The 21,049-nt window shown below is 67.8% G+C and carries 16 protein-coding genes; 10 read left to right on the top strand and 6 right to left on the bottom strand.

Features of this window, described 5'->3' with window-relative positions; translation table 11 throughout:
• Positions 1–8: 8 nt before the first annotated feature.
• Both ABEG18_RS21840 and rpmB read right to left on the bottom strand, forming a co-directional pair.
• Positions 9–620, bottom strand: a complete 612-nt coding sequence (locus ABEG18_RS21840; protein ID WP_406855150.1) for a queuosine precursor transporter — start codon at positions 618–620, stop codon at positions 9–11.
• Positions 621–714: 94 nt separating this feature from the next.
• Entirely contained in the window at positions 715–1,017 is a 303-nt protein-coding gene (rpmB, locus tag ABEG18_RS21845; RefSeq protein ID WP_406855151.1) for a 50S ribosomal protein L28, read from the bottom strand.
• Positions 1,018–1,342: 325 nt separating this feature from the next.
• Here rpmB and ABEG18_RS21850 point away from each other — a divergent pair, with 325 nt between their 5' ends.
• From ABEG18_RS21850 to ABEG18_RS21870, 5 genes are all read left to right on the top strand, one after another.
• Entirely contained in the window at positions 1,343–2,224 is an 882-nt protein-coding gene (locus ABEG18_RS21850; protein WP_406855152.1) for a DUF3108 domain-containing protein, read from the top strand.
• A gap of 500 nt (positions 2,225–2,724) precedes the next feature.
• Positions 2,725–6,180, top strand: coding sequence for a helicase-related protein (locus ABEG18_RS21855; protein WP_406855153.1), 3,456 nt, complete (start codon positions 2,725–2,727; stop codon positions 6,178–6,180).
• A 6-nt stretch (positions 6,181–6,186) separates the two neighbouring features.
• Positions 6,187–6,504 (top strand): RNA-binding S4 domain-containing protein, encoded by a 318-nt coding sequence (locus ABEG18_RS21860; RefSeq protein WP_406855154.1) that lies wholly within the window; start codon positions 6,187–6,189, stop codon positions 6,502–6,504.
• Positions 6,505–6,642: 138 nt separating this feature from the next.
• The gene (fdxA, locus tag ABEG18_RS21865) at positions 6,643–6,981 is read left to right on the top strand and encodes a ferredoxin FdxA (RefSeq protein ID WP_406855155.1); all 339 of its coding nucleotides are present in this window, start codon (positions 6,643–6,645) and stop codon (positions 6,979–6,981) included.
• Between the two features lie 328 nt (positions 6,982–7,309).
• Positions 7,310–7,906 (top strand): CarD family transcriptional regulator, encoded by a 597-nt coding sequence (locus ABEG18_RS21870; protein ID WP_406858676.1) that lies wholly within the window; start codon positions 7,310–7,312, stop codon positions 7,904–7,906.
• Between the two features lie 92 nt (positions 7,907–7,998).
• Here ABEG18_RS21870 and ABEG18_RS21875 read toward each other — a convergent pair whose 3' ends face one another.
• Positions 7,999–8,862, bottom strand: a complete 864-nt coding sequence (locus tag ABEG18_RS21875) for a dienelactone hydrolase family protein (RefSeq protein WP_406855156.1) — start codon at positions 8,860–8,862, stop codon at positions 7,999–8,001.
• Between the two features lie 226 nt (positions 8,863–9,088).
• Between ABEG18_RS21875 and ABEG18_RS21880 the strand changes: the two genes are divergently transcribed.
• Complete coding sequence (locus ABEG18_RS21880) at positions 9,089–9,958, top strand: RNA polymerase factor sigma-32 (RefSeq protein WP_406855157.1); 870 nt, start codon at positions 9,089–9,091, stop codon at positions 9,956–9,958.
• 2 nt (positions 9,959–9,960) lie between these two features.
• Here the strand turns inward: ABEG18_RS21880 and ABEG18_RS21885 are convergent, their stop codons facing one another.
• On the bottom strand, positions 9,961–11,406 hold the full coding sequence (locus ABEG18_RS21885) for a M48 family metalloprotease (RefSeq protein ID WP_406855158.1): 1,446 nt from the start codon (positions 11,404–11,406) through the stop codon (positions 9,961–9,963).
• A gap of 149 nt (positions 11,407–11,555) precedes the next feature.
• Entirely contained in the window at positions 11,556–12,374 is an 819-nt protein-coding gene (locus ABEG18_RS21890; protein WP_406855159.1) for a DNA-binding protein, read from the bottom strand.
• A gap of 471 nt (positions 12,375–12,845) precedes the next feature.
• Between ABEG18_RS21890 and ABEG18_RS21895 the strand changes: the two genes are divergently transcribed.
• From ABEG18_RS21895 to ABEG18_RS21905, 3 genes are all read left to right on the top strand, one after another.
• The gene (locus ABEG18_RS21895; RefSeq protein WP_406855160.1) at positions 12,846–13,340 is read left to right on the top strand and encodes a ferritin-like domain-containing protein; all 495 of its coding nucleotides are present in this window, start codon (positions 12,846–12,848) and stop codon (positions 13,338–13,340) included.
• A gap of 152 nt (positions 13,341–13,492) precedes the next feature.
• Entirely contained in the window at positions 13,493–14,512 is a 1,020-nt protein-coding gene (locus ABEG18_RS21900; RefSeq protein WP_406855161.1) for an LLM class flavin-dependent oxidoreductase, read from the top strand.
• 194 nt (positions 14,513–14,706) lie between these two features.
• Positions 14,707–15,696 (top strand): DMT family transporter, encoded by a 990-nt coding sequence (locus ABEG18_RS21905; RefSeq protein ID WP_406855162.1) that lies wholly within the window; start codon positions 14,707–14,709, stop codon positions 15,694–15,696.
• A 105-nt stretch (positions 15,697–15,801) separates the two neighbouring features.
• On the opposite strand, the gene ABEG18_RS21910 is transcribed toward ABEG18_RS21905, so the two are convergent.
• Positions 15,802–18,291, bottom strand: coding sequence for an arylsulfatase (locus ABEG18_RS21910; protein WP_406855163.1), 2,490 nt, complete (start codon positions 18,289–18,291; stop codon positions 15,802–15,804).
• 323 nt (positions 18,292–18,614) lie between these two features.
• Here ABEG18_RS21910 and ABEG18_RS21915 point away from each other — a divergent pair, with 323 nt between their 5' ends.
• Positions 18,615–21,041, top strand: coding sequence for an arylsulfatase (locus tag ABEG18_RS21915; RefSeq protein ID WP_406855164.1), 2,427 nt, complete (start codon positions 18,615–18,617; stop codon positions 21,039–21,041).
• Positions 21,042–21,049: the final 8 nt, after the last annotated feature.

Genomic DNA, 21,049 nt, shown 5'->3' on the forward strand with positions numbered 1-21,049 from the left:
TCGCGGCCTCAGCCGGCCGCCTGGGGCTTCAGCTTCTCGACCGGCATGATCACCGACATCAACGCCCCATAGGGCAGCAACGCCAGCAGGGCGATCAGCACCTTCACGCCGAAATCGCTAATCGCGAGGCTCTGCCACAGCGCCATCGGGTGCTGTCCGAGGAACGGGATGAGCGCCGACATCTCGGGGTCTCCCGCAAAGGCGATGGAGAAGAACAGCGCCGTGTCGACCGCCGAACCCAAGAGGCTGCCAACCAGCGGCGCGCGCCACCACGCCTGGCGGCGCAGCGTGTTGAACACCGTCACGTCCAGGAGCTGGCCGACCAGGAATGCCGTCCCCGACGCCAGAGCGATCCGGGGCGTCGCCAGCGCGATGGAGAGGATGACGGCGAGCACGAACCCGACCGCCACGAGCTTGCGGGCCGTCGTGACGCCGTAGCGGCGGTTGGTGAGATCCGTCACCAGGAACGAGACCGGATAGGTGAACGCGCCCCAGGTCAGGTAGTCCTGCAGCCCCAGGAAGCCGAACGGATGCTGGACCAGAATGTTCGACGCCACCACCACCAGCGTCATCGCCGTGACGGGGAGCGCGAGGGACCGGACTTCGGCGTTGATCGACATCGGCGTTCTCCGGGGCGGACCAGCAGGGCCTATGCGAAAAGCCCCGCCAGACCGGGCGAGGCTTTCACGCAAAGAGCCAAAAGGGTCGGCGCGCTTACTGCGCGGCGACGGCCGCGTCGGCGGACTTCTTGGTGATCTCGCGCTTCAGCTCGCGCACGTTCTGCGAGAGGTCCTCGTCCGAGGCCTTCTTCAGGAACGCGTCGAGGCCGCCGCGATGCTCAACCGAGCGCAGCGCATGGGCCGACACCCGCAGGCGCACGCCCTTCTGCAGCGCATCCGACTGGAGCGTCACATGCAGCAGGTTCGGCAGAAACCGCCGCTTGGTCTTATGGTTCGAGTGGCTCACCAGATGTCCGCTCTGGACACCCTTGCCCGTCAACTCACACCGACGCGCCATGGTCGATCGTCCTTATGTGTCTAAGCTTCCGCAGTCGCCCTGAGCCCGACGAGCACCCTCGCCGATAGACAGAAGGCGGCCGAAGCCGCCGTCGGGAACCACGCAGCATTCAATGGTCGGTGCTCTATAGTGGCGGGCCATGCCAGCGTCAACCCGGCAGATGCCTCCTGCGGCCGGCGCCGCTTTGGCGAAGGGCATGCGCCCGCCGGGGCGAGAATCAGTCATGATGACCCGATGGCGCCCGCCACGAAACCGACTTGATCCAGCGCGAGACAGGATGCCGATCCTCGTCACGCGACGGCCGAGCCGCAGAGACATGCGACTGATGACGATTCCCCCCCTCCGCCGCGCCCTCCCCCTGAGCCGCGCCGCGGCCCGATGCTTCGGGATCGCGGCTCTGGCCGCGGCGCTCTCGGGAGCGGCGCGCGCCGAGACGGTCGACATCCAGTACGGCCTCACCCTCGCAGGCCTGCCGATCGGCACCGCGTCGCTGGCCGGCGCGTTGACGCGCGACGCCTACAAGCTGGACGTGAAGGCGCGCATGACCGGCCTCGCCGGCATGCTGACCAGCGGCCGGGGCGCGGGGACGGCCACGGGCGTCAACGCCGGCGGCAAACTCCTGCCCTCCACCTACGCCCTGACGTCTGGCGGCGGCAGCCAGGTCTACACGGTCCGGATGGCGCTCAAGGCCGGCGACGTCGCCGCTGTCGACATCAGCCCGCCACTGGACGCCAAGGTCGACCGCGTCCCCGTGCTGGAGACGCACAAGCGCGGCGTCCTCGACCCGGTCAGCGCGCTGCTGTTTCCGGTAGCCGGGCGCGGGCCCCTGCTGGAGCCGGAGTCCTGCAACCGCACCATCCCGGTCTTCGACGGAGCCGGCCGCTTCGACGTCACCATGAGCTTCTCGGAGACCCGGCAGGTCGACGTGCCCGGATACAAGGGCCCGGTGCTCGTCTGCGCGGCGCGGTACAATCCCATTTCGGGCCACCGGGTGAATCGCAAGTCAACCCAGTTCATGGCCGACAACCGCGACATGGAGGCGTGGCTCGCCCCGGTGGACGCCGCCCACACGCTCGTTCCGGTCAAGATCGCCGTCCGGACGCAGGTTGGGACCACCGTCATCGAGGCGACCCGGTTCAGCGTCGGGCGGTCCGCCGCTGTTCCCGGCGGGTCGACCACCGCGTCCCGAACCGCTCCGGCCGAGTAGGCCCGGCCTCCCGATTCAGCACCGTCCCTTAACGGCCGACCGGCCGGCACGGCGTCCGGCGGCGATCCCGCCGTCGCCGGTGGGCGTTGGAATCATGCGTAGATCTGCCCTTCGTACGGGATGCGTTCTGCATTGCGTCCAATCGTTAAGATCCTGGTGAAGATTTTTACTCACCCCCGTAAAGCTCTCGTTCATCAGCGCCGAGTCTTTTGTCCTGCAGGACTGAGTCAAGCCACGCAGCTGAGTTCCTCTCCTCCGGACCGCCGTCTGGTATGGCGTTGAGTGAATCCTGTCCACATCTTGGGCGTGAACGAAACTAGACTCAGGCCGAGTCACCGATTCGGGCCCGGTTCGTTCCAGACTCGTTCGCCTCCTGAAAAACTTTGGCCCGGCTGGCGGGCGATGTGTTACAGGAGGGCCCCGCCCGCCCAGACGCCCTGGAGCGCCCCGGCCGCGCTGACGCTCGCAGCCGTCCTTGCTCTTTCCCATATCCAGGACCGATGCTGCCTCGCTCACTCCCGACATCTGTTCGCGCGCGCGGCGTCACGGCCGTGCTCGGGCCGACGAACACCGGCAAGACCCACCTGGCGATCGAGCGGATGGTCGCGCATGGCGGAGGCCTGATCGGCCTGCCCTTGCGCCTGCTGGCGCGCGAGGTCTACCAGCGGCTCGTGGAGCGCACCTCGGTCGACGCCGTCGCGCTGATCACCGGCGAGGAGAAGATCAAGCCGCCCGGCGCGCGCTTCTGGGTCGCCACCGTGGAGGCGATGCCGCGGGACCTCGAGACCCCCTTCGTGGCCATCGACGAGATCCAGATCGCGGCCGACCGCGACCGCGGACACGTCTTCACCGACCGGCTCTTGAACATGCGCGGCCGGGCCGAGACCCTGCTGATCGGCGCCGCCACCATGAAGCCGCTGATCGAGCGGCTGCTGCCGGGCGCGAACATCGTGTCGCGGCCGCGGCTCTCCCGGCTGACCTTCGCGGGAGAGAAGAAATTGACCCGGCTTCCGCGGCGCAGCGCCATCGTGGCGTTCTCGGCCGAGGAGGTCTACGCCATCGCAGAGCTGATCCGCCGCCAGCGCGGGGGAGCCGCCGTGGTCATGGGCGCGCTGTCGCCCCGTACCCGCAACGCCCAGGTGGCGCTCTACCAGTCGGGCGACGTCGACTACCTCATCGCCACCGACGCGATCGGCATGGGGCTGAACCTCGACGTCGACCACGTCGCCTTCGCGGCGGACCGGAAATTCGACGGCGCCATGCATCGCCGGCTCAACCCGGCGGAGTTCGGCCAGATCGCCGGGCGCGCGGGACGCCACCTCCGGGACGGCACCTTCGGCACCACGGGGCGATGCGAGCCTTTCGACACCGAGCTCGTCCGCTCGCTCGAGGACCACGCCTTCGACGCGGTGAAAGTCCTGCAATGGCGCAATCCGGAGCTCGATTTCCGCACCGTCGCCCAGCTTGTGTCCTCGCTGGAGCGAAATCCCGCCGAACAGGGCCTGACGCGGGCCCTCGCGGCCGACGACGTCATCGCGCTGGAAACCGTCTCTCACGACGAGGACCTCAAGCGCTTCGCCGCGAGCCCCGAGGCCGTGTCGCGGCTGTGGGACGTGTGCCAGGTGCCGGATTACCGCAAGGTCGCGCCCGCCGCGCATTCGGACCTCGTCGGGACCATCTTCCGTCAGCTAATGCGTGACGGCCGCCTCTCGGACGACTGGTTCGCCAGCCGCGTCAAGGAGGTGGACCGCACCGACGGCGAGATCGACACGCTGTCCGCGCGCATCGCGCAGGGCCGCACCTGGACCTTCGTGGCGAACCGTCCGGATTGGTTGCGTGATCCTGAGCATTGGCAGAGGGTCACCCGTCAGGTAGAGGACAGGCTGTCGGACGCCCTGCATGAGCGTCTGGCGCAACGTTTTGTGGACCGCCGCACGAGCGTGCTCATGCGGCGTCTGAGAGAGAACGCGATGCTCGAGGCGGAAATCACGGCGGCGGGCGACGTGCTCGTCGAAGGCCATCATGTCGGCCGTCTGCACGGATTCCAGTTCGCGCCGGATCCGCAGGCTGGCGGATCCGAGGCGAAGGCGCTTCGCAACGCGGCGATGAAAGCGCTCGCCGGCGAGATCGAGACCCGCGCGTCCCGGATCGCGGGCGCGGGCGACGACCAGTTCGTCCTCGCCAATGACGGGTCGGTCCGCTGGCAGGGCGAAGTCGTCGCCAAGCTGACGGCCGGCGACAAGCTGCTGGAGCCTCGGCTGCGGCTGCTGGCCGACGAACAGCTGACCGGCGGGGCGCGCGAGCAGGTCCAGGCCCGGCTCGACCTGTGGATGAAGGCTCATGTCGAGAAGCTGCTCGGCCCGTTGCTGAAGCTGGAGTCCGCCGACGGCCTCAGCGGCATCGCCCGCGGCCTCGCCTTCCAGATCTCCGAGGCGCTCGGCGTGCTGGAGCGCTCCAAGGTCGCCGAGGAGATGAAGCATCTCGACCAGGAAGGCCGCGGCAGCCTGCGCAATTTCGGCGTCCGGTTCGGCGCCTACCATCTCACCGTGCCGGCGCTGCTGAAGCCCGCGCCGCGCGGGCTCGCGGCCCAGCTCTGGGCGCTCAAGCACGGCGGCCCCGAGCCCAAGGGCCTGGACGACATCCTGCACCTGGCGTCCTCGGGCCGGACCTCCATCCCCGTGGACAAGGAGGTCGCGCGCGGCCTCTATCGCGCCGCGGGCTTCCGCGTCTGTGGCGAGCGCGCCGTGCGCGTCGACATCCTGGAGCGGCTGGCGGACCTGATCCGGCCTGCGATCCATTACCGGCCCGGCGTGACCCCCGGCGAGCCCCCGGCAGGCGCCGCTGACGGCGAGGGATTCGTCGTCACGACCGCAATGACGTCGCTGTGCGGATGCGCGGGCGAGGACTTCGCCTCCATCCTCCGTTCCCTGGGCTATCTGGTCGACCGGCGTCCCGGGCCCGCCATCACGGTCCCGCTCGTGCCGGCCACCGCCAAGGCGCCCGCTTCTCCCGCCGCCCCAGCCGGTGAGCCGGCTGTGGAAGCGCCTGCGCCGGCTCCGCAAGAGGCCGTCGCCCCGACGGACGACGCCGCTCCGCTCGACGCAGGCTCGGCGGCCGCCGAGCCGACGCCGCTGGACGTCATCGCGGCGGACTTCGCCATGGGCGGAGTCGAACCCGAAGCCCGCGACGCCATCCCGGCCGAGACCGAGGCGGCCCCTGACCTGCCCGCCTCGGACGAGGCTCTCGCCGCCCAGCCGAGCGTCGACGTCGCCGGCCAGGATGGGACGACCGACGGCGCCGCCGAGCCGGTCGCGCCCGAAGCCGTCGCCCAGGAGAACTCGGCGGAGGCGCCGCCTGCGGACGCAGAGTCGGCCGCCGGGCAGGCCGAGGCCGCGGCTCCGGCGCTGATCGAGATCTGGCGGCAGCACCGCCACCATGGCGGCCAACGGCCCGCGCATCAGCGTGGACAGCGGCCGGGCCGCGGCGGAGAGCGGGCGTCGGCTGACGGCGCCGGCGCCGAAGGCCGGCAGGATCGCGGTCCGCGCCCCGACCGCGGCCCTCGCCCGGATCGCGGCCCCAGGCCCGACCGTGGCCCCCGGCCGGAGCGTGGCCCGAGGCCCGAACGGGTCCCGGCCGCCGACGGCCAGCCCGCCGAGGTCGCAGCCGCGCCGGATGCGGGACGTCCGGACCACCGCGGCCCGCGCCGGGACTTCGGCAACAAGTCCGGGCCCCATCGCGGCGGCAAGCCTGGCGATCCGCGCTCGGGCGACGGGTTCCGCAATGGCGGCCAGAAATTCGGCGGCCCGAAGCCGGGCGGCGGCGCGGGGCGTCCCGGCAAGCCGGGCGGCTGGACGGAGAGGCCGCCGCGCGAGAAGACGCCGGATCCCAACTCCCCCTTCGCCAAGCTTCTCGCCCTCAAGGCGGAACTCGAGGCGAAACAGGGCGAAAAGGGCTGATTTCGCGTGGCGCGCCGCAACGGCTCCGACAAAGGGTCGGAAGTCCGCGGGCCGGACGACGCCGCGGACCGTCAGCGCCTCGACAAATGGCTCGTCTACGCCCGGTTCGCCAAGACCCGCACCGTCGCGTCGGACCTGATCGAGAGCGGGCGGATCCGGCTCAACGGAGGCAGGATCACCAATCCGGCCCGCGGGCTGGCGATCGGGGACGTGCTGACCATGGCGCTGCCGCACGCCACCCGGGTCGTGCGGGTTCTGGCGGTGGCCGAGCGACGCGGCTCCTTCCCGGACGCGCAGGCCCTTTACGAGGACATCGCGCCCTGAGCGCGGCGGCGCCGGTCGTCTTGCAACAGCGTGGGTTCTCGGCTACGCAACGGCAGCGCTGAGGGAGCCTGCCGGCGCGGTCGCGAAACTGGCTCGTGGATGCCCAAAGCCGGCCTTGACCCGGCCCGGGAGTTTGCAATGACGTACGTCGTCGTCGAAAACTGCATCAAGTGCAAGTACATGGACTGCGTGGAAGTGTGTCCGGTGGACTGCTTCTACGAAGGCGAGAACATGCTCGTCATTCACCCGGACGAGTGCATCGACTGCGGCGTCTGCGAGCCCGAGTGCCCGGCCGAAGCCATCAAGCCCGACACCGAGTCCGGCCTCGATCCGTGGCTCAAGCTAAACGCCGAATACGCCAAGAGCTGGCCCAACATCACCGTCAAGCGCGACGCCCCGACGGACGCCAAGGAGCACGACGGGGAAGCCGGCAAACTGGAAAAATATTTTTCGCCGAACCCCGGCGAGGGCGATTGACATCAAGCTGAGTCGTGACTTTGCAACGCGGAGTCGCATCGGGAACAGGGCGGCTGCGCCTTGAAACCTTTGATTTACCCACCATTTTGTGTTAGCGTCCGGGTGTAGTCGATTACCTCCGGCGCGCTTTGCCTCATTCTGAAACTTCCAATCAGAAAAACCCACTTGGGCTGAGTGGGTGCGGCATGCGTTTTTGAACTTCGGCTGAAATCCATAACGGCGTGAGTGTCGAAATTCACGCTGCGGGGTATCTTGCGTCGGCGTTCGCGTCGACCTTCGCGTGTGGCAGCCGGGCGGTTCAGCCCGGCCTCAGGGAGATGACCTGAATATGACGAACGCTAAGAAACATTCCAATCGCCACGGCTACAAGACGGGTGAATTCGTCGTGTACCCGGCGCATGGGGTCGGGCAGATCATGGCGATCGAAGAGCAAGAAGTCGCCGGGTTCAAGCTCGAGCTTTTCGTCATCTCCTTCGAGAAGGACAAAATGACTCTCCGCGTGCCGACCGCCAAGGCCACGTCGGTGGGCATGCGCAAGCTTGCCGAGAACGCCCTCGTCGCCAAGGCGCTGGAGACCATCACCGGCCGTGCGCGCATCAAACGCACCATGTGGTCGCGTCGCGCTCAGGAATACGAGGCGAAGATCAATTCCGGCGACCTGATCGCCATCGCCGAAGTGGTGCGCGACCTTCACCGGTCCGACGCTCAGCCCGAGCAGTCCTATTCCGAGCGCCAGCTTTACGAAGCCGCGCTGGACCGGATGGCCCGCGAGGTCGCCGCCGTGAACCGCCTGCACGAGACCGAAGCCCTCAAGCTGATCGAGGCGCAGCTCGCCAAGTCGCCGAAGCGCGTCAAGGGCGCGGAGGCGGAAGCCGAGGTCGAGGCCGCCAACGAGGCCGAGGACGAGCAGGAAGAGGCCGCCTGAGACGGCCGGTCCACTTCCCCAGGTTCAAGAGCCCGGCATCGCGCCGGGCTCTTTCGTTTTGGCGCGCCCGGCGATCGGACCGCCGGTCACCCTCAGGCGAGGGTCTCCTTGAAAAACGCGACCGTGCGGTCGAAGGCCAGGGTCGCGGCGGCCTGGTCGTAGCGTTCAGCGCTGGTGTCGTTGTGAAAGGCGTGGTTCACGCCCTCATAGACATAGATCCTGTGCGGCTCGCCGGCGGCTTTCAGCGCCGCGTCATATCCGGCCATGCCAGCGTTCACGCGCTGGTCCAGGCCCGCGTAATGCAGCAGGAGCGGCGTCTTGTAGCGGCCCACAGCCTCGGTGGGCGGAGCCACGCCATAGAAGGCCACGCCCGCGCCGAGCCGCGGTTCGCGGGTCGCCAGGATGTTGACCATCCCGCCGCCCCAGCAGAAGCCGACCGCGCCGACCTTGCCGTTGGAGTGCGGGTTCTCGCGCAGAAGCGTCAGCATCGCGCCGGCCTGCTGGACGACGCTCTCGCCGGTCAGCTTCGCGAACAGGTCTCGCGCGGCGTCCGCGTCCTCTGGCGTGCCGCCCAGCGGAAGCAGGAAGTCGCCCGCCAGCGCCACGAACCCGGCCACCGCGAAGCGGCGCGCCACGTCCTGGATGTGGGGGTTGAGGCCGCGGTTCTCGTGGATCACGATCACGGCGGGATGGCGGGCGTCGTCCTTCGGACGCGCCAGATAGCCGGACACCCTGACGTCGGCCACCGAAGTCCTGATGCGCTCGGTCACGATCCTGTCGTCCGTCTCGGGAACCAGAGCCGCACGGGCGTAGTTCGGTTCGAGAACGGCCAGAGCCGCCCCGGCGGCCGCGGCGGATCCAGCCAGGGCGCTCAGCCTTTCCAGGAACGTCCTCCTGGCCAGCGGCCTGTGGGTGTACTCGTCATAAAGGTCGATGATTTTCTGATCGAGGGACATGCCGGAACCCTTCTTGTCACAGGTCCCATTTGGGACCAGCGGGTGACGGAAGCCAATGCGCTTGGCGGCCCATGTGGGCTCCCGGGTGATCTGGCCGGTTCACAAATGCGTAGAAACACAGAGCGCCTCCCCCGGAGCCAGGGCTGGCTCGGGCCTGGAGAGCGCGTCAGCGAAATCGGGTTGCCTCGATCGGGCAGGCGGCCTTTGCGCAATGACGGAGGCCGGCATGGGTGAGATCGCGGGCGTGAGGCGAACTTTCGTCAGGGCCGCCATGAACGCTCCCTTCCTAAGCAGGGAAGAGGAGCACGGGCTGGCCGTGGCTTGGAAAGACCAGCGCGACCAGGTCGCCCTGCACAAGCTCGCTTCCGCTCACATGCGCTTGGTGATCGCCATCGCGGCGCGTTTCCGGCATTACGGCCTGCCCATGGCGGACCTGATCCAGGAAGGACATGTGGGCCTGCTGGAAGCGGGCGCCAGGTTCGAGCCCGAGCGCGAGGTGCGCTTCTCCACCTATGCGACATGGTGGATCCGGGCGTCGATCCAGGACTACATCCTGCGGAACTGGTCCATCGTCCGCGGCGGCACCAGTTCGGCCCAGAAGGCGCTGTTCTTCAATCTGCGCCGCCTGCGCGCCAAACTGTCGCAGTCCGCCGCCGGCGACGCCAGCATCGACGTGCATCAGGAGATCGCGACAGCGGTGGGCGTCTCCCGCAGCGACGTCGCCCTCATGGAGGCTCGCCTGTCGGGCTCGGACATGTCGCTCAACGCCCCGCTCACCGAGAGCGAGTCCGGCGCGGCCGAGCGGGTCGACTTTCTGGTCGACGGCGCTCCCCTCCCGGACGAGGCGGTGGGCGAAGCGATCGACTCCGAGCGCCGGGTCAAGTGGCTGCGTTCCGCCCTGACCGTGCTGTCCGAGCGCGAGCTGAACATCCTGCGGGCCCGCCGGCTGTCGGAAGAGGGCGCCACGCTGGAGTCGCTCGGCGACCGGCTCGGCATCTCCAAGGAGCGGGTGCGCCAGATCGAGAGCCGGGCCATCGAGAAGCTGAAGCGCGCGCTCCTGGAGCGGCACCCCGAACCCGGCTCCGTGTTGGTCTAACCCTATTCGACGATGATCTTGTAGGTCGCGCCTTCGCGGACGGGGCCGTTCCTGTCGATCCCGTTCAGGAGCTGGAACCGCTCGACGGGACGGTCGGTCGCCATCCGGGTCGCCAGGGTCTCCACCGTGTCGCCCTGCCGCGCCACCACGAGCCCGACCCGCAGCGGCTTGACGGCCGCCGCTTCCTCGTTGGCCATGACGTGGAAGCTCTCGATCGCCTGGCGGAACGCCCGGTCGGAGTCGGGCGTGTAGTTCTTGGCGGCCAGGATGAACCGATAGGTCGCCTGCCCGACCTGCACGGCCGCGAGCCGGAACGTCCACTCGTCGCCCTTGGCCACCGCCGTCACGGCCGGAAGGCCATTGACGTTGAGGGTCTCCACCGCCCCCACCTCGACGCCTTCGATCCACCCCGACACGATGTAGCTTTCCAGGGTGGCGCCATCCGGCATCTTGACGCTGTCGAAGCGCATCGCCTGCGCGCCGCCCGGCGCTAGGCCCAGCACGGCCGAGGCCGAATTCTCCAGCATGAAGTTGGCCGGCGCGGCGTAGGCGAAGCCGAGCTGCGGGTGCATGAACCGGTTGCCGCGCACCACCCCCTCGGCCGGGTCGTCGCCGAAGGTCATGCCCTCGATGGATTTGAGGTAGCGATCCCGGTCGTTCTCCCCGATGCCCGGCGCCCGGATCTGGCGGGCGGCGGAGAGCGCCTGCGCCACCCTCTCGGGCGTCGAGGGATGCGTGGAGAGGAAGTTGGGGCTCTGGTTGGACTTCTCGCCCAGCAGAGTGGCCCGCATCGCCGACTGGCGGCCCAGCGACGCCAGGAAGCGGGCGGCTCCGAACGGATCGAACCCCGCCTTGGCGATGGTGGTGACGCCGATCTGGTCGGCCTCGAGCTCCTGCGCCCGCGAAAAGCTCGCCAGCGTGATCTTGCCGCGGGCCTGCACCTGCTGCTCGGCGGCGCTGTCGTTCAGGACTTCGGCCACGACCCGGCTGACGATCTCGGACCGGCGTTCCAGCTCGGCGCGCTGGATGGCGTGGCTCAGGGTGACATGCGCCACCTCGTGAGCCATGACGGCCGCCACTTCGGAGGTGTCGTTCGCCAGGGCGAGAAGCCCGCGGGTGACGTAGAGATTCCCGTTGGGCAGCGCGAAGGCGTTCACCACCGGGGAGTTCAGGATGGTGACCTGATATTGCTGGTCTGGCCGCTCCGTGGCGGCCGCCACGCGGCGCATCACGTCATTGAGCAGGCGCTCGGCCACCGGGGCGCGATAGTCCCCGCCGAAGCTCGACACCAGCTTCTTGTGCTCGCGAGACCCGAGGGGCTCCACGCCGGTGACGCGCGGGGCCGAGGCAGGCAGGCTGGGCGCCGTGCCCGCGCCGAAACCGATCCGGTCCGAGGCGCATCCGGCGAGCAGGCCCGCGACCGCGATGGCCGCCAGGCGCGCGCGCACGGAAGGCGCGCCGAAACGGGCGCGCTGCGGTCCGCGAGCGACGTCCCCTCTGCTCACCATCTCGCCAGAAACACCCGCCGTCGATGCCGCACCAACACACCCGATTTTCGTCCGGCCGAAGCCGGGTTTGGCGGAGGTCGAGATCCCGGTTAGTCGAGACGCTCAATGTCCTCCGGCGCGGACGCCTCGATCAACGGTCCGCCGCTGTCCATGACGACGCCGCGCACGCGGACGCGCCGGCCCTTCAGCGTGGACCACCTCATGCCCGATGCCTCGAGTCTGTTCAAGGTCCGTTTCGAAACCGTGACCGTGAAGTCCTCGCTCCAGACCTCGTCGAAATTGAGATAGGCCTTCGTTTTGCGCTCGGTCGCGCCCAGGACGCGCCCTTCCACCACCACGTAGCGGCCGACATGCTCCAGGATGGCGGCGGGCGCCTCGGCGCTGAGATGGGCCTCCCCGTCCAGCCACAGTCCTCGCCGCGCCGTTCGGGCCTCGGCTTCCGCCGCCAGCACAGCCGCCGCGCAGCCGGCCGGCAGATCTCCGGCCTTGGCCACCGCCAGCCCGGCCCTGGCGAGCGCTGCGGCCAGATGATCGCCCGATCCCTCGCGTCCGATCAGGGCCGGCATGCGCCCCCACCGGTCCGGCCGTCCTGCCACGGCCGAGATCCGGAACGGCCCGCTTGCGGCGAACGCAGCCAGGAGGCTGCGCTGCGCGTCCGCCAGGCCCGGCTTGGATGGGTCCGCGACGACGATTCCGGCGGGCGTCCAGGTCTCGCCGCCGGGCGTCTCCAGATCGCCCGCCGGATTGACGGCGAGGCGATCGACGCTCCGGCCCCCGGCGATCCGGCAACCGGCGTTCTGCGCGACGGCGGCAGGAGCCTGCCCCACGACAAGGAGCGCGACGACGCCGCAGCCCATGAGGCAGCGTCGGATCAGGTCGGATCGGACGAGCGAGCCGCGTGTGTTCACGCACAACCTTACCAAGGCTCAAGATGCGATCAATGCCGGCACGCCCAGCTCGGACGCGCCGCGATCGTTAGGCGATGGTCAAGGTTTGACGCTCATCTTGAATCAAAGCTGAGAACAAAAGCCTGAATGGCGCATTGAGAGCCGAAAGGAGAACGGCCCATGGAACGAGAGGCTCAACTGGGATCGGGCGCGGCTGAACCGCTCGGCATCCAGCAAGTCGCTCCAACTCACGACGATTCACCCTTCAGCCGCGTCGGGCGCGGTCTGAGAGGCGAGTTGGGCCGTGTGCTCGTGGACCCCATCCCGGCCGCCTGGCACGGGCTGCTGCAGCAGTTGGGAGAGGCCGAGGATCGCCACCGCGGCGAGGGTCACACAGGCCCGAAGGTCTGAAGGGAGCGGCCCGCGAAGGCGGGGAACCCTGGGGGCGACCGGCGGTTGTGAGACCACCAACCAGCAGCCGGGAGACCTACCATGGCGGTCAAGCAAAAGACGATGGACGACCTCTTTCTCGAGACCCTGAAGGACATCTACTACGCTGAAAAGCAGATCCTCAGGAACCTGCCCAAGATGGCCAAGGCGGCCAAGACCAGCGAGCTCAAGCAGGCTTTCGAGCAGCACCGGGACGAAACCGAGCATCAGATCGAGCGCCTCGACCAGATCTTCGAGATGCTGGGCAAGCCCGCGCGCGGCAAGACCTGCCAGGCCATCGTCGGCATCGTCGAGGAGAGCCAGGAGGTCATGGAGGACTTCAAGGACTCCGACGCGCTGGACGCCGGCATCCTGGCCGCCGCGCAGGCCGTGGAGCACTACGAGATTTCACGCTACGGCACGTTGAAGACCTGGGCTGCGCAGCTCGGCATGAAAGACGCCGTCAAGCTCCTGGACGAGACTCTCCAGGAGGAGAAGAAGACCGACGCGCTCTTGAGCAAGCTGGCCGACCAGGCCGTCAATCGCAAGGCCGCCTGAGGACTTCGCCTACCGCCCGCGCCGCCGCGACGCCCGCCCGAAAGGGCGGGCGCCTCGCGTGCGCTCGCTCCGCCGGGCTGCGTTGCGCCAGCCGGGCTTGAAGCGCCGGTCCTGCGCATCACTTGCAGGAGACGCCAGCGCCGGAGCGTCCCATGCCGCCCCTTTCCATCCTCGATCTCTCCTTCGTGATGTCCGGATCCACCTGTGGACAGGCGTTGCGAAACACCATCGATCTCGCCGTCATGGCCGACGGCCTCGGCTTCACGCGGTTCTGGGTCGCCGAGCATCACAACCTGCCCTCGGTGGCCAGCCCGGCGCCTGAGATCATGATCGGCCAGATCGGCGCCGCCACCCGGCGGATCCGCATCGGCTCGGGCGGCGTGATGCTGCCCAATCACGCACCCCTGATGGTGGCCGAGCGCTTCCGGATGCTGGAGGCGTTGTTTCCGGGACGCATCGACCTCGGTATCGGGCGGGCGCCCGGGACGGACCCGGTCACGTCCTACGCCCTGAGGCGGTGGCAAGGCGATCCGCAGGTCGACGATTTCCCGCAGCGCCTGGAGGAGCTGATGGCCTTCGGGGCCGACGCCTTCCCGGCCAACCACCCCTTCAGCAAGATCAAGGCGATGCCCGCCGACGTCCCGCTGCCGCCGATCCTCATGCTGGGATCGAGCGATTTCGGCGGCAAGCTCGCGGCGCGTCTCGGGTTCGGCTTCGCCTTCGCGCATCACTTCGCCAGCCATGACGCGGGCGACGCTCTGTTGACCTACCGCGCCCGTTTCACGCCGGGCGCGCTGGAAAGGCCGCACGCCATCCTGGCGACGGCCGCGATCTGCGCGGAGACGGACGAAGAGGCTCAGCGCCTGGCCTCCAGCGCCGACCTCAGCGCGCTTCGCCGGACCCGGGGCGTCTACGGCCCGCTACCCAGCCCCGAAGAGGCGGCCGCCCAGTCCTACGACGCCCAGGATCTCGCCTTCATCCGCCGCAACCGAGCGCGTCTGTTCGTCGGGACGCCGGACGCCGTGCGGGACGCCCTCATGGACCTGGCCCGATCGGTCCAGGCGGACGAAGTCATGATCACCTCCGCGGTGCATGACCACGAGGCGCGCAAGCGGTCCTTCGCGCTGCTGGCGAAGTCCTTCGGGCTGACGACCCAGGCTGAAGCGGCCTGATCTTAAGCTTTCGGAAAGTCTTGGGCCCGCAATGCGGCGGCGCACACCTCAGGCAGCCAGTTTGCGACAAAGTCGAGGCGGTCGGATCGAAACGATCCTGCAACATTGCATAGCTATGGTTCGAACATAGCGCTTCTGATCCCGGTCCCGGGGGCGCAAAGGTTCAGGACCGCCCAGAACACGCGAGCCCCGCCGTGAGTCCCCCGCCTGTGATCGCCGACGCCGCCGTCGAGCCCCGCCTCGTCGCTTCTTCGTCCGCCGCCCTCGTCAAGGCGCACGCCGCCCGCGCGACGGCGACGCCCGTCAGCGACAACGCCTTCCTGGGCATCGGCTTCATCATCGCCTCTACGGTGTTCTTCGCCGGCTCGGACGTGGCCGCCAAGCTGCTCACCCACACGATCCCGCCGGTCGAGATCGCGTGGATGCGCTATGTGGTGTTCTGCCTGATGGTCCTTCCGGCCGTCGCGTGGACGGGCGGCCGCCGCGGGCTTGCGACGACCCGCCTGCCGATGCAGGTGCTGCGCGCGCTTGGGATGGTGAGCTCGGCGGTGGTGTTCATGGTGGCGCTGGGGCACCTGCCCGTGGCTGAGGCCACCGCCATCAACTTCGTGTCCCCCATCTTCATCACCGCCCTCTCCATCCCGCTGCTGGGCGAGAAGGTCGGCCTGCGCCGCTGGATCGCGGCCGCCGTGGGCCTCGCGGGCGTGCTGATCGTCGTCCAGCCGGGCGGGGCGTCATTCCAGCTCGCCGCGCTGCTGCCGGCCGTCTCGGCCGCCATCTGGGCCTGCTCGGCCATCCTGACGCGCCTGATGAGCAGCGAGAAGCCCGAGGTCACGCTGGCGTGGTCGGCCATCGTCGGCTTCGTGGTCCTCACGGTCGCGGTCCCTTATGCGTGGGTGACGCCCGACGCGACGGAGCTCTGGTACGGCCTGATCATGGGCGTCGGCTCCACCATCGGGCATTGGCTGCTCGTGCTCGGCTATCGCCGCGCCGGCGCCTCCCTCCTCGCGCCCTTCTCCTACACGCAGCTGGTCTGGGCCAGCGGCCTCGGCTTCCTGGTGTTCGGCGCCATCCCGGGCCTCTGGACCCTGGTGGGCGGAGCCGTCATCGCCGCCAGCGGCCTCTACACGGCCCACCGCGAGCGCGTCCGCGCCCAGATGGAGCGAAGCGCCAAGGCCGCGTAGTTTTGCGCTCCCGGCGCCAGCAGAGACGTTGACGGCGGCGGGATCGCGGCCCGTGGTCGGCGCCCTACGGGCAAGGGCGCCGAGTCGGAAGCCCGGTGACTCCGATCACTGCGCGTCGCTCGCGGCCCGTTCCGCCGCCTTCAGGCGCCGCTCGTCTTCCGCGGTCAGCTTGGGATGATCGAGCGAAAGAGTGATCTTGTCGATCTTGCCGGTGAACGCGAACGGCGGCTGGTAGTCCGAGTCATTGACGCCCGTCAGCGTGTCGGACCCGATGTCGAGCGATTCATCGAATTGCAGGGTGAACGGGATGGTATGCTCCATGCGCTGACTGGCGACGTCCTTGCCATCCACCGTGAGCACACCCGTGCCTCCCTGTCCCACGCCGCTGTAGTCGCCGAAGGCGAGCGTGGCCGGGCCCAAGCCGTCATACCTGAAATCGAACGCCACCTGGTGCTTGCCAGGCGCCAGCTTCGGCCCCTCCCAGCGCACGCGCTTCAGGTCGACGAGGTTCCACAGGAACACCGGCTTGCTGTTCACCAGGTAGAAACCATAACCGCCAAATCGCCCACCCTGGGTGATCAGCATGCCTTCGGCTCCCGTATCGGGCACCTCGATCTCGGCCTTGAACGTGTAGGACGTGTTCAGCACGCTCGGCGCGTCGCCGTTCGGGGTCCCGGTCAAGGGCCGCGTCCAGGTGAACATGTTGCGTCCCGCCGTGATGCTTGGCCGAGGGGTGATCGCCCTGGACACGAAGGACGTGTCGAGCGGCAGAACCTGATACTTCCGGGCCTCCTGCCAGAACAGGTCCTGCATCTCCTTCAGCTTTCCAGGATTCTGTGCGGCGAGATCCTGTGACTGCGTCCAGTCCTTGCGCAGATCGTAGAGCTCCCAAGGATAATTCAGCACGCTGGCCTTTGGGGGGATGTTCTCCCACGGCGCACGCATGACCTTCGTGCCGGCCATCCAGCCATCGTTGTAGATCGCCCGGTCGCCCATCATTTCGAAATACTGGGTGACGTGGGTGGAGGGCGCGTTCGCGCTCTCCTTTCCGAACGTGTAGGCCATGCTGACGCCCTCGATCGGGCTCTGCCGGATGCCGTCCACCTGGTCAGGCTGACGGATGCCGCTTGCCTCCAGGAGGGTGGGCGCGATGTCGATCACATGGTGGAACTGGTTGCGGATTCCGCCCTTGTCCTTGATGACCTTGGGCCATGAGATCGCCATGCCCTGTCGAACGCCGCCCAGGTGCGAGACGATCTGCTTGGTCCAGGAAAACGGGGTGTCGAAGGCCCAGGCCCACGGAACGGCCATGTGATTGTAGGTCTTGTCCGAGCCCCAGATGTCGTAGTAGTCGCGAAGTTGCACGTCCACGGGCGGGTTTACGCCGTTGAACATCGCCATTTCGTTGGGCGTGCCGATCAGGGTTCCCTCGGCGCTCGTGCCGTTGTCGCCGTTGATGTAGATGATCAGGGTGTTGTCGAGCTTGCCAAGGTCGCTGACGGCCTGGATGACGCGCCCGATCTCGTGATCGTTATAGGCCGCATAGGCCGCGAAGACGTCGGCCTGGCGGATGAAGAGCTTCTTCTCGTCCGCACTCAGCTGATCCCACTCCTTCAGGAGATCCGAGGGCCACGGCGTAAGCTGTGCGTCCTGCGGGATCACGCCGAGCCGCTTCTGGTTCGCGAAGATCTGCTCGCGAAGCTTGTTCCATCCTCCGTCGAAGAGGTGCATGTCGCTGATGGTCTTGATCCACTCCGGCGTGGGGTGGTGCGGCGCATGGGTGGCGCCCGGCGCGTAGTAGAGGAAGAACGGCTGGTCCGGCAGAAGCGCGTTGACGCGGTTGAGGTAGTCGATAGCGTCATCCGCCATGGCGGTGACGAGGTTCCATCCGGGCTTGCCCTGGAAGGGGTAGATCTGGGTGGTGTTCCGGAAGAGGTTCGGCTCCCACTGGTTCGTGTCGCCCCCGACGAAGCCGAAGAAATAGTCAAAGCCCATGCCGATCGGCCACTGGTCGAAGGGGCCGACCTGGCTGGCCTGGAAGGCCGGCGTGTTGTGGTTTTTCCCAAACCACGAGGTGGCGTAGCCATTGTCCTTGAGGATACGGCCCACCGTGGCTTTGTCCTTGGAGATGATGCTGTTGTAGCCAGGGAACCCGGTCGCCTGCTCGGACACGACGCCGAAGCCGGCGGAATGGTGATTGCGCCCCGTGATCAGCGCGGCGCGGGTGGGCGAGCATAGCGCCGTGGAGTGGAAGTTGGTGTAGCGCAGCCCCTCGTTGGCGATGCGGTCGAGGGCTGGCGTCGGGATGACCCCGCCAAATGTGCTGGGCACCCCGAACCCGCTGTCGTCCGTCAGGATCAGCAAGACGTTCGGCGCGCCGGCGGGCGGCACGATCCGCGGCGGCCACCACGGGCGAGAGTTGGGCGCAGTCTGCTCGATGACGCCGCCAAAGGCGGGTGGCGGAGCCGGGAGCTGGTTTCCCGGAATGGTGGTGACCCCGCTTGGCGCCCCCGGCGCGTCCTGCGCCTGGCACGGCAGTGCAAGCGCCAAGACGGCCATGATCGCCGCCGCCCATCCGAATGGCTTCGCCCTCATATCGATCCCTCCATGCGCGCCGTCTCCGGAGAAGGGGTCTTCTGGTATCCGGCGAAGTCCCAGCCTATCGCGGGCGACGGCGAGGATATTGACGGAGATCACTCGGCGACCGGGCCCATCCAGCGGCGATCCGCCGGGCCCGGTCTCGGATGAGGTCTGCAAAAGGTCCGCAAACCCTCGCGGTCCTTCACGGAATGGAACGACCCGAAATCTCGATTGATCTCGATCAGGAAGCGACCTCTCCCGGCGCGTACGATCCGGCGAGGCCATGGAGGCCGCTGAACCGACTTCCGCAGGGAGGCTCGATCGTGAAGCTCAGCCTGATGCTCGCCGCCGCCGGCCTCTGCGCCCTCGGCAGCGTGTCGACCTTGGCCCAGTCTCCCGCGATCCCGTTGGGCTCACCTGGCGCGTCGTCCGCCATCGATGGCAGGCGATTGCCGCCCCCTGATCCCAAATTTGGCGGCGCGATCAAAGAGAGAGCTTCGGAGTCGACCCCCTGGTGGGCTCCGCGGGTCGTCCCGCCCAAGGGCGCGCCCAACGTGCTGCTCATCATGACGGATGACAGCGGCTTCGGCGCGCCTGGCACTTTCGGGGGCGTCGTGCCCACGCCGGCGCTCGACCGCATCGCCAACGCCGGGCTGCGCTACACCAACTTCCACTCCACGTCGCTGTGCTCGCCAACCCGCGCGGCCCTGATCACGGGCCGCAATCACCACGTCGCGGGCTTTGGCGTGGTCGGGGAGATCGCCACGGGTTACCCAGGCTACGACTCCATCATCCTGGGAGCGAACGGCACGGTCGGCACGATCTTGAAGGAGAACGGCTACGCCACGTCGTGGTTCGGCAAGAACCACAATACGCCCTTCTATCAGGCGACCGTGGCCGGACCTTTCGACCAATGGCCGGTCGGCATGGGATTTGAGTATTTCTACGGGTTCGTCGGTGGCGACGCCAGCCAGTGGCAGCCCAACCTGTTCCGCAACACCACGCCGATCTTCCCGTTTCAGGGAAATCCGGGATGGAACCTGACGACGGCCATGGCCGACGAGGCGATCAACTACATGAAGGAGTTGAAGGAGGTTGCGCCCGACAAGCCCTTCTTCGTCTACTACGTGCCGGGCGGCACCCACTCGCCCCACCACCCCACTCCGGAGTGGATCAAGAAAATCAGCGACATGCACCTCTTCGACGATGGCTGGAACAAGCTGCGCGAGAGGATCTTCGCCAATCAGAAACGCCTTGGCGTGATGCCCGAAAACGCCAAGCTGACGGCGTGGCACAAGGATTTGCCGGAGTGGGACAGCCTGAGCTTTGAAGAGAAAAAGCTCTTCATCAAGCAGGCTGACGTGTACGGGGCCTATCTCGCCTACACGGACGACCAGATCGGTCGCGTCATTCAGGCCGTGGAGGACATGGGCCAGCTCGACAACACGCTGATCATCTACATCAGCGGCGACAACGGCGCGAGCGCCGAAGGCATGCTGAACGGAACTCCCAACGAGTTCACGACCTTCAACGGCGTTCCCGTGCCGGTGAAGGACCAGTTCCTCTGGTATCCGTTCTGGGGGTCGGAGCGCACCTTCCCGCATTTCGCGGCGCCTTGGGCCTTGGCCATGGACACGCCGTTCCAGTGGATGAAGCAGGTCGCATCGCATTTCGGCGGGACGGCCCAGGGCGTCGCGATGTCCTGGCCCGGTCACATCAACGACGCGGGCGGCGTCCGCCGCCAGTTCCACCATGTCATCGACATCGTCCCGACCATCCTCGAAGCGACCGGCATTCCCCAGCCGCAAACGATCAACGGCATCGCGCAGCGACCCATGGACGGCGTCAGCATGACCTACACGTGGGACAAGGCGAACGCCGACGCGCCTTCGACGCGCACGACGCAGTACTTCGAAATGCTGGGAAACCGCGCCATCTATCATGACGGCTGGGTCGCGGCCACGACCCCGGCGACGCTGCCTTGGGAGTTGAACACGAAGACCCCGCCCGATGTGATCACCGGCTACGACTGGGAACTCTACAACGTGAAGGACGACCCCACGGAGTCGGACAACCTCGCCACGAAGATGCCCGGCAAGCTCAAGGAAATGCAGGACCTCTTCTACGAAGAGGCGCGCAAGAACAACGTCCTGCCGCTCGACAATTCGTCGTTGACCCGCTGGAATACGCCACGTCCCAGCCTCACGGCGGGACGCAAGGTGTTCACCTACTCGGGCGCCCTCATCAGCGTGGCGAATAGCGGCGCTCCCAGCATCCTGAACAAGGCCTACACCATCACGGCCGACATCGAGATCCCGGCCGGCGGCGCCGAGGGCATGATCGTCACCGACGGCGGCCGTTTCGGCGGGTATGGCCTCTTCCTCAGTAAGGGGGAGTTCGGGTTCGACCGGGGTAAGGTGGTGTTTCTGTACAACCTGCTTGATCTCAAGCGCACCGCTTGGGAGGGACCAGCGCTCGAGGCGGGCCGGCACACGATCGTCTTCGCCTTCCGGCCTGAAAGCGCCGGCTTGGGAAAGGGCGGCACGGGCATCCTGTCCGTGGACGGGCGTGAAGTGGCCAGGAACAGCTTGGACCACAGCACCCCGATCACATTCCCTGAGGACGAGACGTTCGACGTCGGCCAGGACACGCGGACGCCCTTGGCGCTGGTCGAATATCGCTATGACTCGCCGTTCAAGTTCACCGGGAAGATCAACAAGCTGACCTTCGAACTTGACCCGGAGCAGCCAGCGGCCAAGCCATGAGCGGTCGG

The organism is Alsobacter sp. KACC 23698 (assembly GCF_045348435.1).
Classification (GTDB): Bacteria; Pseudomonadota; Alphaproteobacteria; order Rhizobiales; family Beijerinckiaceae; genus Alsobacter.